13 protein-coding genes are annotated in these 14,847 nt (G+C 61.6%); 4 read left to right on the forward strand and 9 right to left on the reverse strand.

The features are described 5' to 3' along the window. Positions 1–693: 693 nt before the first annotated feature. Positions 694–1,431, forward strand: a complete 738-nt coding sequence (locus AC07UR_RS15815) for a response regulator transcription factor (protein ID WP_209791123.1) — start codon at positions 694–696, stop codon at positions 1,429–1,431. Between the two features lie 108 nt (positions 1,432–1,539). Here the strand turns inward: AC07UR_RS15815 and AC07UR_RS15820 are convergent, their stop codons facing one another. The 5 genes from AC07UR_RS15820 to AC07UR_RS15840 all read right to left on the reverse strand — a co-directional run bounded on the left by AC07UR_RS15820 (position 1,540) and on the right by AC07UR_RS15840 (position 7,187). Further along, complete coding sequence (locus AC07UR_RS15820) at positions 1,540–1,809, reverse strand: transposase (protein WP_173423822.1); 270 nt, start codon at positions 1,807–1,809, stop codon at positions 1,540–1,542. Between the two features lie 108 nt (positions 1,810–1,917). After that, positions 1,918–3,360 (reverse strand): HlyD family type I secretion periplasmic adaptor subunit, encoded by a 1,443-nt coding sequence (locus AC07UR_RS15825; RefSeq protein WP_209791122.1) that lies wholly within the window; start codon positions 3,358–3,360, stop codon positions 1,918–1,920. 15 nt (positions 3,361–3,375) lie between these two features. Beyond that, positions 3,376–5,091: a type I secretion system permease/ATPase gene (locus AC07UR_RS15830; RefSeq protein WP_173423824.1), complete on the reverse strand. Its 1,716-nt coding sequence runs from the start codon at positions 5,089–5,091 to the stop codon at positions 3,376–3,378. A 101-nt stretch (positions 5,092–5,192) separates the two neighbouring features. Next, on the reverse strand, positions 5,193–5,822 hold the full coding sequence (locus AC07UR_RS15835; protein WP_173423825.1) for a PE-PGRS family protein: 630 nt from the start codon (positions 5,820–5,822) through the stop codon (positions 5,193–5,195). 282 nt (positions 5,823–6,104) lie between these two features. Beyond that, positions 6,105–7,187, reverse strand: a complete 1,083-nt coding sequence (locus tag AC07UR_RS15840) for a hypothetical protein (RefSeq protein ID WP_173423826.1) — start codon at positions 7,185–7,187, stop codon at positions 6,105–6,107. 388 nt (positions 7,188–7,575) lie between these two features. Here AC07UR_RS15840 and AC07UR_RS15845 point away from each other — a divergent pair, with 388 nt between their 5' ends. From AC07UR_RS15845 to AC07UR_RS15855, 3 genes are all read left to right on the forward strand, one after another. Continuing rightward, positions 7,576–9,036, forward strand: a complete 1,461-nt coding sequence (locus AC07UR_RS15845) for a DUF3300 domain-containing protein (protein ID WP_209791121.1) — start codon at positions 7,576–7,578, stop codon at positions 9,034–9,036. A gap of 25 nt (positions 9,037–9,061) precedes the next feature. Next, positions 9,062–10,018 (forward strand): DUF2950 domain-containing protein, encoded by a 957-nt coding sequence (locus tag AC07UR_RS15850; protein WP_173423828.1) that lies wholly within the window; start codon positions 9,062–9,064, stop codon positions 10,016–10,018. A 171-nt stretch (positions 10,019–10,189) separates the two neighbouring features. Beyond that, a complete protein-coding gene (locus AC07UR_RS15855; protein ID WP_173423829.1) occupies positions 10,190–11,251 on the forward strand; it encodes a hypothetical protein in 1,062 nt (353 codons plus the stop codon). A 15-nt stretch (positions 11,252–11,266) separates the two neighbouring features. Here AC07UR_RS15855 and AC07UR_RS15860 read toward each other — a convergent pair whose 3' ends face one another. From AC07UR_RS15860 to ctaD, 4 genes are read right to left on the reverse strand one after another with little or no spacing between them, the layout of a single operon-like run. Next, positions 11,267–11,611: a cytochrome C oxidase subunit IV family protein gene (locus tag AC07UR_RS15860; protein ID WP_173423830.1), complete on the reverse strand. Its 345-nt coding sequence runs from the start codon at positions 11,609–11,611 to the stop codon at positions 11,267–11,269. Between the two features lie 9 nt (positions 11,612–11,620). Next, on the reverse strand, positions 11,621–12,343 hold the full coding sequence (locus AC07UR_RS15865) for a heme-copper oxidase subunit III family protein (RefSeq protein ID WP_173423831.1): 723 nt from the start codon (positions 12,341–12,343) through the stop codon (positions 11,621–11,623). Between the two features lie 10 nt (positions 12,344–12,353). Then, a complete protein-coding gene (locus AC07UR_RS15870) occupies positions 12,354–13,058 on the reverse strand; it encodes a cytochrome c oxidase subunit 3 (protein WP_209791120.1) in 705 nt (234 codons plus the stop codon). Beyond that, positions 13,055–14,830, reverse strand: a complete 1,776-nt coding sequence (gene ctaD / locus AC07UR_RS15875) for a cytochrome c oxidase subunit I (protein ID WP_209791119.1) — start codon at positions 14,828–14,830, stop codon at positions 13,055–13,057. Before ctaD ends, AC07UR_RS15870 begins: the two co-directional genes overlap by 4 nt. Between the last annotated feature and the right edge of the window lie 17 nt (positions 14,831–14,847).

Raw genomic sequence — 14,847 nt, forward strand, 5'->3', positions numbered from 1 at the left:
GGTGGAGCAGCCCGGTAGCTCGTCAGGCTCATAACCTGAAGGCCGCAGGTTCAAATCCTGCCCCCGCAACCAAATCAAACAAAAGCCCGTCAGACCAATAGGTCGGCGGGCTTTTTGGCGTTCTGGGACAGCGACAAAGCCAGCAAAGCGCCCCGAAACAAAATCCAGAAAACACCGGTGGTTCGCAGAATAGGACATGTGCCTGCTTGCAGCGAGGCGTGCGACGGGATGGTGATCAGCCGCCCATGGAGGCCACCAAACCCCGCGCGGGCGCAACTCTACCGCCTGAAATTCCCCGGATCACAAAGTGCTGCGCAACCGGCTCCATCAACCCCGCTGGGTCCGTCGGGCTGAAATGGTCAACCGAAACCGTCCAGTGCCTAGGGGCGCGGAGCAGAGCCAGTTTGCCAAATGTTTCGCCGGGGCCAGGCGCGTATCGCCAGATCGAGTTGCAAATTCAGGGTCGCGTGATCGACGCGCCTTGCATCACTGTCTCGATGGACAACGCGGATTTCACTACTCAAGATATGTTACAACAGTCAGCCTTGCGAAATGCACTCAAAAAATGTGTTTAATTTCAATGCCATGTTGCCGTTGGTCCAATAGGATTAATCCTGATTTTCTCATGACATGATGCATCTCCGGGCCTAGTATGCATCCCTTAGAGGTTGCAAACATCCTGGGGGTCGACCTGTGTCCATCAGTTCAGGAGCGGTGCGCCGCAAAGCGCGCAATGCACCGACCGGCATCGTCATCGAACCGCATACGCTTGCCCGCACCGCCATCGTCACGCTGCTTGAGCGCGAACTTGCGGGGTGGACCTTCATCGATATGATCTCGACTGCAAGTCTGGACAAGGCTCTCGGCATGGACGTGCGTTTGATTACCCTCGATCTGGCGGGGAGGGGCGTCAGAAGCAGCAGCTTGCTCGACGATCTGGCGGCCGTTGCCGCGCGCTTTCCCAAAGCACCGATCGCCTTGCTGTCGGATACGGACGATGTTTCCGTCGCGACGCAGGCCCTGCAGATGGGGATCCGCGGCTTCTTCACCACCGCGCTGCCAATCGAGATTGCGCTTGCCGGTTTGAGGCTTGTGCTTGCCGGCGGCGTGTTCTGCCCGCATCCGCTGGGTGCGTTCGGCGACGACGCGGCGCTGCATCTGGTGCCAGCGGAGGAGCAGCCCGAACCCAGACGGTTGCGCCACGACGATCCTATGCTGGCCGATTTCACGCCACGCGAGGCTGATGTGTTGGCCGAATTGCAGTGCGGTTCCTCGAACAAAGTCATCGCCGGCAAGCTGAACCTGTCGGGCCATACCGTGAAGATGCATCTCCAGCACATCATGCGCAAGCTGCAGGTGCAGAACCGCACGGAGGTGGTCGCACGGCTCGGCGGCAGATCGTCGCCCGGCGATGGCGCGGCGGTCACCTAGAGCATTTCCAGGAAAAGTGCGAAGCGGTTTTCCGTCAGGAAATGCCTAAAAACAAGATGCTAGAGCGTTTCTGCGACTCTGTCTAAACCGGAAACGCTCTAGCCGCCGTCATCTCGAGGTCTTCTCCAGCATCTCGCTCAGGGTCGCGGCCGTCAGCATGGCTTCGGCCAAGAGCTTCTTCAGCTTTTGGTTTTCCTGTTCCAGTGCCCTTATGCGTTTGACGTCGAAGCCAACGGTTCGAAGCTGCGAGGATTGCCAGCGGTAGAAAGTCGGTTCGCTGACGCCGTAGCGCTGGCAGACATCAGCCACTGTCGCGCCGGCCTGATGCTCCCGGAGGATGTCCATGATCTCGTCGTCATCGAATTTTCGCTTGCCCATCATGGTGTCCTTTGGTGGAACCAAGCCAGGGATGCAAGGGGCATGGGGCGGCAACGGAGCACGTACCTCCATTCGCGTCGCGCACAGAGCAGCCGGCTACAGCATGTTTCAGTCCTCACGAAATGCCCGGTTGAAACTGTCGAGCAGCGGCCTCAGCGCATAGAGGGCGACGCTGTTCGTGCCCGTTTCGATCAGCGTTTGGGCTGGCATGCCGGGCACCAGCTCGACTTCGCTCATCTTGGCCAAGCGCTCATCAGCCACATGGATCGTCGCGGCGTAGTAGGATTGCCCGGTTTGCTTGTCGACCAGGCGATCCGCCGATACATATTCGACCTTTCCCTTCAGAAGCGGCACCCGGCGTTGATTGTAAGGCAGCAGATGGACCTGTGCCTCGAGACCCGGATGCACCAGATTGATGTCTTCAGGTCGTACTCTGGCCGAAACGATCAGGCGTCCCTTGCGCGGGACGAGGTCGACAAGCGGTTCGCCGGCGCCGATGACGCCACCGCTGGTATGGATGCGCAAATCCATGATCACACCGTCTTCCGGCGCCCGGATCGCGGTTCTGGCCAGCTGGTCGTCGATCGCCCGCAACCTTTCGCTCAGTTGCAGGATCTGGGTTTCAGTTTCGCGCATGGTCTGGGCGACTTCGTTCAGCCGGTCGCTTCGAAGTTTCACAAGATAGGACTGGGCCTCGCTGATCACCTGGTAGGCACGGGATATCTGCGCCGAAATTTCACCCAGTCGTCCGCTGATATCCGCCTTTTCCCGTTGCAGGTTGAGAACGCGGCTTTTCTTTTCCAATCCCTTGGCCGTCAGCGTCGTGACGCTCTCAAGCTCCTGCCTGGAGATTTCGACCCGTTCGCTCAACGCTGCCTTCTGGGCGGCGAGGCCGGCGACTTCCTGCTGCACCTGCTTCATTCTTTCCTGTGTGATCGCGATCTCCGACTGCAACACCTGGCGACGGGTCTCGAAGATCCGCTGCTGGCCGGTGACGATCGCACTGATGGCGGCGTTGTCGGCCATCACTGCCAGCATTTCTGGCGGATAGGTTATGCTGTCTGCGTCATCCTGCTCGGCAAGCAACCGCGCGCGCCTGGCATCCGCGTCCCACAACTGTCCCTGGAGGCTGTCGCGTTCGGAGCGGAATTTGGTATCGTCCAGTTCGATCAGCACCTGGCCGGAGGTGACCGCATCGCCGTTCTTGACGCGGATCTGCCGGATGATGCCGCCTTCGAGATGCTGGATGGTCTTGCGGCTGGTTTCCGGTTCAACGACGCCTGAGGCGATTGCCGCGCTGCTGAGTGGCGCCAGTGCCGACCAAGTGCCGAGACCTATGACAAAGAAGCCGATCAGCAGATTGCCGGTCCAGGCGACGGAACGCAGCCGTGACATCGGCGAAGCGGCCGCGAGCTCGATCGGGTTGATGCCGTCCTGCGGCGAATAGGTCAGCAGTTTTCCGATTGGGCCCTGCGGCTTTATCGGGCGGTGAGCCACGTTTGCCGCGCCAATGATCCGTGCTGGAGGCGGTTCGATCTGAACGAGATGCATCGTGTCGTCCTCCTCCTACGTTCCGGTTCGCGCCGGAGGCTGAAGATGTGCCTCGAAGATCTGTTCGCTGTCGCCGAAGGCATCGACCGTGCCGTTGCGCAGGATGGCGATCTTGTTGGTGACGGGCAGGATACCCATGCGATGGGTGATGATGACGACGATCATGCCACGCGATCTCATCCGCGATATGGCCGTGAACAGCTTGCGTTCGCCGTCGTAGTCGAGGCTCGAGTTCGGATCATCAAGCACCACCAGCGATGGATTGCCGTAGGCAGCGCGCGCCAGGCCAAGCTGCTGGCGCTGCGCCCTCAGGAGCAGCCCGCCGCCTTCGCCGATGTCGGTGTCGTAGCCCTTGGGCAGCCGCATGATCGTCTCATGCAGGCCGACGAGCTTCGCCGCCTCGATCGCCTTGCCGGGATCGGCTCCATCCAGCCGGCCGATCACGTCCTTGACCGCGCCACCGAAGAGTTCGATGTCCTGCGGCAGGTAGCCGACATGGCGTGTCCCCGCGCACAGGCGCAGTGCGGCGATGTCGACGCCGCCAAGAAGGGCACAGCCACTGGTCGCCGGCTCGACGCCGGCAATGATTCGTCCGAGCGTTGATTTCCCCGACCCCGATGGCCCGATCAGGGCCACACAATCGCCCGGCGCCAGCCGCAGGGTGACGCCCTGCAAGATTTGCCTGTCCGGATAGGGCAGGGTGTAGCCAACGCTGTCGAGGATAAGGCCGCTCTGCTCGGGCACGGGAACCATGCGCGCGTCGCTATCGGCTGCGACCGCAATCAGCATCTGATTGAGCCGATTGAAGGCATTGCGGGCAAAGGCGACCGAGCGCCATGCGCCGATCGCCCCTTCGACCGGCGCCAGCCCGCGGCCGAGCAGAAGGCTGGCGACGAAGATGATGCCGGGGCTGCTGTTTTCCTCGAGCACCAGCCAGGTGGCAGCGCCCATCATCAGGATTTGCGTCAGCGTTCTCACGGATTTCGACAGGCCGAGAATGACCTCGGTGCGCTGCATCGCGGCGTCCTGGGCCTTCCTTGCCGCTTCGGCGTCGCGGTAGACGATCTGGGCTGCGCCGTCCTGCATGCCCATCGCGCGGATGACCTGAATGTATTTGAGGGCGGTCGCAAAGCGCAGGTAGCTGCGCGCAAGCGCACGATTGGCGTGGGCAAGGGGACGCCGCGTCGACAATTCGGTGAGGATTGCCAGCAGCAGCAGGGAGGCGGCGCTCAGCAGGCCGATGACGCCGAGCAACGGGTGGACGAGAAACAAAAGCAGCAGGAAAACCGGCGCCCAGGGCACGTCGAAGAGCAGCGAACTTGCGGGTGAATCCAGAAACTGCCTGAGCGTCGACAGGTCCTTGTAGCAATCCGTCGCGGCCGCGGAGCTGGTGCGCGCGCCATATTCGAAGGAGGCGGTGAGAACCACCGGGCGCAGCCGATGGTCCAGCCAGCTGCCGATGCGCGAAAGGGCGGCCCGACGCACGATGTCAAGCAGCGACCCGACGACCACGGCGACGGCGATAATCAGCGTCAGCATCACCAGCGTGTCGGCGCTGCGGCTCGACAGCACGCGATCGTAGATTTGCAGCAGATAGATGGATGGGGCGAGCAGAAACAGGTTGTAGCCGCAGCTGTAAAGGAAGACCAAGCCGAAGGCTCCGGCTGAAGCCCTCAGGGCCATGACCAGATGCGTCGGTTCGCGCGGCGAGGGTTGCGAGTTGGTTGTCATTATCAGATCTCGGTGCAATCGACTCTGACAAGGCAGGGCTTTGGCACGGCACAGACAAGGATGAGGATCGTTGGCCGAAGCCGACGATCCTCATTGCCAATTCACGAACCGAGATCGCTAAGGTCGATCGATCCGAACGCGTTGATGAAATTGTCGAGCGCATTCGAGACCGTTGTGGTTTCGGTCGATGTGTCTGTAGACGTGTTGGTTTCGGTCGAGGTGTTGGTTTCCGTGAACGGATTGGTGTGAACCAGGGCCGAAGAAATGTCGCCGCCCAATGCCTGGTTGCCATTGCCGCCATTGCCGCCAACGCCGGCGAGAATGGTTGCATGCTGGTCGGCAAGGAACTGCGTGTTCTGTGTTGCCGTGGTGTCCGCAGCGACCGCTGCCACGTTGCCACCACTGGTGTTGCCTTGATCGCCACTGGAGGTGGCGTCGCCGCCGGCTCCACCGGAGCCACTGTTGGTCAGCGAGGCAAGGAAGCCGTCACGAGCCTGGGCAAGTCCGCCTTCGCCGCCGTCACCGGTTCCCCATCCAGCGTCCTGCCAGACGTGATCCCCGTTGTAGAGCTTGGTGTAGGCACCTTCTACCGTCTGCGAATTGGCGACATAGGCGACCGGATTATAGTGAATATCACCATAGTTGAAGCCATCACCGCCGTTGCCGGCATTCGCGTCGCCAGCATTGGAGTTGCTGAGATTGATCGTGTCAGATGCTTGCGGAATAGGCATAGCGTTGCTCCTCTACGTATCTTGACCCCCGTGTTCTCTCAGCGGTTCGGTGCCAGCGATACCGTGTGGCAGACGGGGTAACCGCGAATGAATGGTGCGCGTTCTTGCGCGTGCGAGCTAGCTGGACAATCGGTGACGTCCCTTTGGGCGGGGTATGGGCCACGTGGCGGATATGGGGCAGGCAATAGAGTGGGGGCGACAGACAAACGCACCCGGTTGCGGGTGCGCTTTGATAATGTCTTCTTGATGCCGTCGCAGCGCGGCGGCAGGTCTCGAAAAAATTCAGCTGCCGTCCACGAGGCTGAGGATATCGTCGACGAGCGCCGAATGGGCGTCGGATAGATTGCCCTCTCCGCCAAGTCCGCCGATGCCTGCCATCTGCAGTGCGTGTTGATCATAGAGCACGTGGTCGAGCTGCTGCGCATCGGCCGTGCCGCCGGCCGGAACGGCGATATTGATGGGGTGGAAATACCCGATGCTGACATCGACCATGCTGCCGTTCGAAAAGCCGGAACCGCCGCCACCGGCCATCTGATCACCGGTGAAGATCGTGTCGGAGGACAGGTTGAAGCCGCCACCGGCGCCGCCGATGCCAGCGATCTGTACGCCGCCCTGATCGAAGATGGCGTTGTTGGTCTGGTGGGCCTGGGCGTCGCCGCCGGCCGCCCCGATGGCGATGTTGATCGGCGAAAACACCGCGACGTTGACGTCGATCATGCTGCCGATGAAGGTGCCGTCGCCGCCGTGTCCGGCGAAGTTATCGCCCGTGAAGGTGATGGATGTGCCGTGGTTGGCGGACGATCCGCCGCCGGCAATGTTGTGGTCGCCACCCGAGCCGCCGATGCCGCCGATCTGGGTGGCGCCTTGCAGCATCGCGGCGTTGTTGACCTGGTTGGCGGTCGCCGTCGAGCCGGGGCCTGCGGCGACCGCCGTGTTCACCGGGGCAAACACGCCCACGTCGGTGCTCACCAGGCTGCCAATGAAGGTGCCATGCCCGCCACCGCCGGCATTGCCGCCACCGCTGCCGGCGGAATTGCCGTTGCCGCCGTCGCCGCCCATGCCGGCCATCTCGGTGACATGCTGATTGATGAGGGCGTCATTTCCCTGCTGCGCGTCCGCAGCCGAATGGGGGCCGGTAATGGCGGCGTTCGAAGGCATGAAGACGGCGAGCGTGTTGCTGTCGAGCGTGCCGATGCTCGTTCCATTGCCGCCGCTGCCGGCCGAATTGTGGTCTGGATCGGGAACGAGTTCGAGGGGAAGCCAGGTGGGAACCAGCGCGAGGTGCCCGGCGGCAGCGCTTGCGACCGTGATCTGATTGGTGTTCGCGTTCGGCGCCGTTTCCGACAAGGGACGAGTTTCCGTCATCGCCGTCTCTCCAATCCACCGTTCAGCGCAGCCCCTGCAATTTCGCGCAGGACAATTTCGCGCAGGACATGGGTCCGAATTGAACCGCTATTCTGTAGCCAGTTGCGGGAAAAGAAGAGCCTGCAATTCGTCTACGCCCATTTGGGCGGGGTCTAGCCGTTTGGCCGTACTGCACAGCGCTGTCGTCTCAACCTGGTACAACCTCCAACAGGTACCAGCGTGCGGACATCATTTGTGCATTGAAAAAGCAACGGCTTATGCACTACTATGCCCCTACGGTTGCACCAGAGGCGCCGCCGGCATCTAAGATCAGCAGACAGGCAGACGAGATCCACGCACCAGCAGACTATTACAGGTGACGCCACAGCGCGTCCGATCGGGAGGGGAAATGGCAGTTAAGCGTGTCATCCGTTTGCATCGATCGATCTGTTTTCTAGCGACTGCGTGTTTGCTGATCCCTGAACCCTATTCCTATAATTTTCGCGCTTATGCGCAGGAACAGCCTGCTGCCGCCCCATCCGGGCAGGCGGCTGCGCCGGAACAGCCGGAACCGCTCAGCGAGGACGAGCTGGAAGTTCTGGTCGCCCGGATCGCGCTTTACCCAGATGAGCTGATCGCGCTCATAGCATCGGCCTCGCTGTTCCCGCTGCAGATCGTCGAGGCGGAGCGCTTCCTCGAAAACCTGAAGAAGAACAAGGATCTGAAGCCGAAGGACAGCTGGGACGGCAGCGTCATCTCGCTGCTGAACTATCCCGATCTCGTCAAGATGATGAGCGAGGACCTCGACTGGACGCAGTCGCTCTCCGATGCCATGGCCTACCAGCAGAAGGACGTGCTGGTCGCCATTCAGCAGCTTCGCGACAAGGCCGTTGCCTCAGGCGTGCTCAAAACCGACGACAAGATGAAGGTCGTCCAGGAAAACGAAAACGTCATCATTCAGGCGGCCAATCCGGAAAAGATCTACGTGCCGCAGTACGAGCCGGAGATGCTCTACGTGCCGGACTATGCTGTGGAGCCGCTGTCCTATTACCCCGAACCGTACCCGAACTACTACTATCCGGCGGCGACGTTCTTTGCTGGCGCTGTCACCGGGGCCGTGTTCGGCGCGATGGTCGACTGGGACGACTGGGGCGTGTGGGGCGGCCGGTTCGATGGTGACATCGACGTCGACTGCAACAACTGCTTCAACAATATCAACGGCAAGGTCAAGTTCAACGATATCGATTGGAAGAACGTTGACCGCAGCAAGATCAATATCGACAAGAGCCAGTTCGCCAAGCTCGACCGAACGAACATGAAGAACAAGCTTGAGGCGAACGGCCACAACAATATCCGCGACAAGGCCAAGATCACGCGGAGCAATGCCAGTGCAAATCTGCGGCAGAAGGTCGATACCGGGTCCTTCAAGGACCTGAAGGACGTTCGCGCCAACAAGGTCGATGGCCTGAAGAACCGGCCGGGCAACGCAAAGCCGAACATCGGGGCAGGTAACAGACCTGCGGCCGGCAACATCGCGGCAAAGCGGCCGGACAATGTTTCGCGGCCCAAGGCCGGCTCCGGGGGCAAGATAAACCGCCCGGCCGGCAAGCCACGTCCGGCGGCCAAGGCCGACAACCGTCCGCGCAAGCCGTCGGGCCTGGGTGAAGTACGCTCGGGCAAGGCCACGCAGATCCAGTCGCGGCGCGGTGGGAAGGCCATGGGGGGTGGCGCCCGTAGTGGCGGTAGACCGCACCGGTCGGTCGGTCAGGGCGGGGGCGGCGGCGGGCGATCCATGGCCCGGCACGGTGGTGGTGGCGGTGCCCGTCATGGTGGCGGTGGTGGCCGTGGTGGCGGTGGACGTCGTCGTTGAGCGCGTGAAACGGGAGGGTATGGTCATGACCAAGTATTATCGTCAGAGCATGATTTTCCGTTCGGGTGTCGGGCTCGCATTGCTCGGCCTGTCGGCCTACGCCGGAGTGTCCCTGGCTGCCGAGAGCGAGCCGGCGCAACTCGAAGATTACATTTCGCCGACTGATCCTCCCACCTTCGACGACCCGGAAAAAGCGGTGGCAGCGTTCAAGGAAACCCTGGGCGCGGCCGACCTGAGCAAACTTGCCGCCTTGCTCGGCCTTGATGCCGAAAAGCTGAAAAAGAGCGAAGGCGTCATGGACACTTTCGAGAAGATCAAGGCCGGTGCTGCCAAGAAGGTCGTTCTGACCGACGAGGACGACCATAAGATTATCGAGATCGGCGACGAACTCTGGCCCCTGCCGTTCCCGATCACGAAGGACGACGGTGGCAAATGGGCTTTCGACACCTATGCCGGCATCGAGGAGATCATCAACCGGCGCGTTGGGGAGAACGAACTTGAGGCCATCGCCACCGTGCGATCCTATGTCGATGCGCAGGAAGAGTATGCCGAGGAAGACCATGACGGGGACGGCGTGCTCGAATATGCCCAGAAGCTGATTTCGAGCGAAGGCAAGACGGATGGCCTCTATTGGCCGGCAGAGCAGGGGGATGGTGATAGCCCTGCTGGCGACCTTTCGCAGGCCGAGCTCGACAAGGCCAAGGCGAACGAAGGCTATTACGGCTACCGCTTCAAGATCCTGACTCGCCAGGGTGGAAACATCGCCGGCGGCTCCTACGACTATGTCATCAACGGCAATATGATTGCGGGCTTCGGGCTCGTCGCGTGGCCGGTAAAATATGGCGAAACGGGCGTCAATACTTTCGTCGTCAATCGCAACGGTATCGTCTATCAAGCCGATCTCGGAGAGGGCACGGATGCGATGGCGCGTGATATCAAGCAGTTCAATCCCAACGACAACTGGACCATTACCGAGGATTGAGCGCTCTTGGGGATCAAGAACAAGGAGCAAGCCGGGAAGGGACAAGCGGCGCGGCGTCCTGATCCTGCCGCCAGCGAGTATCTGGCGGCCCATGGAGGGCCGTTTTTCGAGTTGCAACGACGATTTGGGCTGCTTCACGAGCGCTCGCTGAAGACTGGCAGGCGAGCCTTGTTGTTCGTCGGATTGGCCTGGTTCGTGCCGCTCTTGCTCGGGCTACCACGCAGCTTTCTCGCGGCTGACACGCCGGGCTCCTATCTCGGCGATCTCGGCGTCTGGGCCCGTTTTGTGGTGGCGATCGGCGCCTTCGTGCTCGCCGAACAGCAGGTCGAGCGCGGGTTGCGCATCAAGCTCGGGCAATTTCTGAAGGCACCGTTGATCGCACCCGGTTCTGTTGCGCCTTTCGCCCAGGCCGTGACGACCGCGCTGGAAAGACGTGACTCGCGGGTCGCAGAAGCGGTCTGCCTTGTCCTTGCGATTGTCGCTGCGGTGGTGGCTTTCGCCAACACCCACGCGGCGACTGTGTCGTCCTGGGCGGTTGAGGTTTCGCCCGACGGCAACCGCCTCACCTTGACCGCCTGGTGGATGGTGTTCGTCAGCCAGCCGCTGTTCGTGTTCCTGCTTTTGCGCGGGCTCTGGCGACATTTCGTCTGGGCGCAGCTGTTGCGCCGGATCGCCCGACTGGAGCTCCGGCTGGTGGCAACCCACCCTGATGGCAATGGCGGGTTGGCTTTTCTCGCCAGCTATCCCAACGCCTATGTCCTCTTCATCTTCGGCGTCAGCGCGGCGATCGGCGCTGCAGTTGCCAAGCATCTGCTGCAGGAAAGCCTGACGAGCACCACATTCAGCATCATTGCCGGCGGTTGGCTGGTGGTCGTGCTCGCGCTCTTTGCCTATCCGTTGTCGGCCTTCTCCAAGCCGCTTGCGGAATTGAAGGAGAAGAGCCTGCTGATGCTGGGCACGCAGGCCACACGCTATCAGCGTTTGAACGAGCGCAAGATTCTGGGGACGAACGTTGCGGCGGAAAGTGCCGACGAGGCCCAGCAGCAGGCCGACGACATCGCTGACCCGACGAAACAGTTCGAGACCACGCGCAAGCTGTCGGCAATGCTGTTGAACCGGTCGGCCATCGTGCCTGTTGCAGCGGCTGCCCTTCTGCCGATCGCTGCTGCCGGCGCCACCATTCTTCCCTACAAGGAAGTTTTCTCGGTTCTCAAGAAACTGCTGCTGCTTTGACCGGCGACGTCTCGCTCAGGGCGCCGCGCCAAAGAAGGTGAGGCGGCTGAAGAGCACGTAGTGCGATTCCGACACCATCAGCGCGACAAAGACCAGCACCAGGAGGGGCGGCAGCAGAATGGCGTAGATCAGCGCCAGGCGCTCCCAGGCCATGTGCATGAAGACGGCAACGATGAGCCCCGCCTTCAGCATCATGAAGAGCAGGATCAGAGACCATCTGAGATAACCCTGCAGGCCGACATAGTCGACCATGTAGGAAAAGGCGCTGAGCACGAAAAGCAGGCCCCAGACCAGCAGATAGAGGCCGATCGGGTGCTGCTGATGCTCTTTGACAGCAAGATGTGCCGGTGCGTCAGTCATGGCCGTTCCTCACCAGAGATAGAAGAATGCGAAGATGAAGACCCAGACGAGGTCGACGAAGTGCCAGTAGAGGCCGGTGATTTCGACAATTTCGTACTGCCCCTTGCGGCTGGTGAAAAAGCCGCGCTTTCCCGTTTCGAAATCGCCGCGCCAGACCTTGCGCGCGATGATCAGGAGGAAGATGACGCCGATCGTCACGTGCGTTCCGTGGAAGCCGGTGATCATGAAGAAGGTGGAGCCGAACTGCGGCGCACCCCACGGGTTGCCCCAGGGGCGCACGCCTTCGGAGATCAGCTTCGTCCATTCGAACGCCTGCATGCCGACGAAGGTGGCGCCGAAGAGCGCGGTCAGCACCATCAGTGCCGCCGTCTTGCGACGGTCGCGGCGATAGCCGAAGTTGACCGCCATCGCCATGGTGCCGCTCGAGGAAATCAGCACGAAAGTCATGATGGCGATCAGGATCAGCGGCACGTCGGAGCCGCCGATGTGCAGCGCGAAGACCTCGCTCGGGTTCGGCCAGGGCACGACGGTCGACATGCGCGCCGACATATAGGCAACAAGGAAACAGCCGAAGACGAAGGTGTCGCTCAAGAGAAAGATCCACATCATGGCCTTTCCCCAGGAGACATTCTTGAAGGTGCGCTGATCCGATGCCCAGTCGGCGGCAAAGCCAGCCAGTCCTGACGGCCGGGGTAGGGGCTCTGTGACAGGAGAATGTGTCGGCGCGGACATGGGGCAGCTCCTAGGTCAAGATTTGCCGGCAGAGGTCGATGAAGTCGTTTGCCCAGCCGGAGAACAGCGCAAACAGCACGATCCATACACCGAGCATGAAATGCCAGTAGGTGGCGCAGAGCGTGATCGACAGTGTCCCCTTAGAGCCGATCGGTCCCTTGCGCGTTGTCAGAATGGTGCGGGCAAGCGCGACCAGGCCGCCGACGATGTGCAGGCCATGCATGGCCGTGATCATGTAGAAGAAGCTGTTGGCCGCGTTGCCGGTGAGCAGATAACCGGCATCGGTGAGTTCGCGCCAGGCGAAGACCTGGCCGACGAGGAAGGCGAGGCCCAAGGCTAGGGCGGCGATCAGCGCCGTGCGGCTGGCATCGTCGCGGTGGCGTTCAGCCGACACCTTGGCGGCATGGAGCATCAGGCTTCCTGACGCGAGCACCGCCGTGTTCAGCCAGAGAAGCTTCGGCATCGGCGTCGACCACCAGTCGGTCGAGGCCATGCGCATGAAGTAGGCGCTGATAAAGAGGGTGAACAGCGCGCCGACCACGGCGAGAAAGACGCCGAGGCCGATCTTGGCCGGTTCGATCGGGCGCGGGCCCTGCGGACGCGTGTCGTGGTGTTGGCCGACCTCCAGCCAGGGCTTCGATAGCATCCGCTGCTGCGACAGCCACCAGCCGGCGATCGCGGCGATGACGGCAAGGAAGATCAGCGTGACACTCATGTCGCCGTCTCCCGCGTCAGGTTGTCGGGACCGGGCTGGTTCTGCGGGATGAAATCCTCCGGAGCGCCCGGCACGCTGTAGTCATAGGCCCAGCGATAGACCACCGGCAGGTCTTTCCAGTTGCCGTGGCGCGGGGGCGTTTCCGGCGTCTGCCATTCGAGCGTCGTTGCCCGCCAGGGGTTGCCGCCGGCCTCGCGACCGTGGCGGATGCTCCAGACCAGATTGAACAGGAAGACGATCTGGGCCGCGCCGACGATGAGCGCGACGATGGTGATGAACTCGTTGAGCGTATGGGCCGAGGCCGGTACGAAGGCGGTTTCGCCCATTTCGTAGTAGCGCCGGGGAACGCCGATCAGGCCGAGATAGTGCATCGGGAAGAAGATCAGGTAGGCGCCGACGAAGGTGACCCAGAAGTGAAGCTGGCCCATCGCCTCGTTGAGCATGCGACCGGTGACTTTCGGATACCAGTGATAGATGGCGCCGAAGATGACGAGGATCGGGGCGACACCCATGACCATATGGAAATGGGCAACGACGAACATCGTATCGGACAGCGGTACGTCGACGACGACATTGCCGAGGAAGAGGCCGGTGAGCCCGCCATTGACGAAGGTGACGATGAAGGCCAGTGCAAACAGCATCGGCAGGTTGAGGTGGATATCGCCGCGCCAGAGAGTGAGCACCCAGTTGTAGACCTTGAGCGCCGTCGGCACCGCGATGATCAACGTCGTCGTTGCGAAGAAGAAGCCGAAATAGGGGTTCATGCCGCTGACATACATGTGGTGCGCCCAGACGACGAAGGAGAGCGCGCCGATCACGACGATCGCCCAGACCATCATGCGATAGCCGAAGATGTTCTTGCGGGCGTGCGTGCTGATGAGGTCGGAGACGATGCCGAAGGCGGGCAGCGCAACGATGTAGACTTCCGGGTGGCCGAAGAACCAGAAGAGATGCTGGAAAAGGATCGGGCTGCCGCCGCCATGCTGCAGTTGTTCGCCCATCTCGACGATCGCCGGCATGAAGAAGCTGGTGCCGAGCACCCTGTCGAACATCATCATGACGCAGGCGACGAAGAGGGCGGGGAAGGCGAGCAGCGCCATCACAGTCGCGGTGAAGATGCCCCAGATGGTCAGCGGCATGCGCATCAGCGTCATGCCGCGCGCGCGGCCCTGGAGCACCGTGACCACATAGTTGAGTCCGCCCATCGTGAAGCCGATGATGAAGAGGATGAGCGAGGACAGCATCAAAAGGATGCCCCAGTCCTTGCCGCCGGGCGTGCCTGAAAGCACCGCCTGGGGTGGATAGAGCGTCCAGCCGGCGCCGGTTGGGCCGCCCGGAGCAAAGAAGCTTGCGGCCAGCACGAGCACGGCAAGCAGATAGATCCAGTAGCTCAGCATGTTGGCATAGGGAAACACCATGTCGCGCGCGCCGAGCATCAGCGGGATCAGGTAATTGCCGAAGCCGCCGAGAAACAGGGCGGTCAGCAGATAGATCACCATGATCATGCCGTGCATGGTGATGAACTGGTAATAGCGCTCCGCATCGATGAAGGCGAACTGGCCGGGAAAGCCGAGCTGCAGCCGCATCAGCCAGGAGAGAACCAGCGCCACCATGCCTATGGCGATGGCGGTCGAGGCATATTGCACGGCGATGATCTTGGCGTCCTGGCTGAAGACATAGCGCGTCCACCAGCTGTGAGGATGGTAGAGCTCGACATCCTCCACCTCGGCGGGTCCGAGCGCCCCATCTGTGCCTGACCGGATATCGACCATCTAAACTCTCCCAACAA

This window comes from Ensifer sp. GW821-FHT05G01 (genome assembly GCF_059419585.1).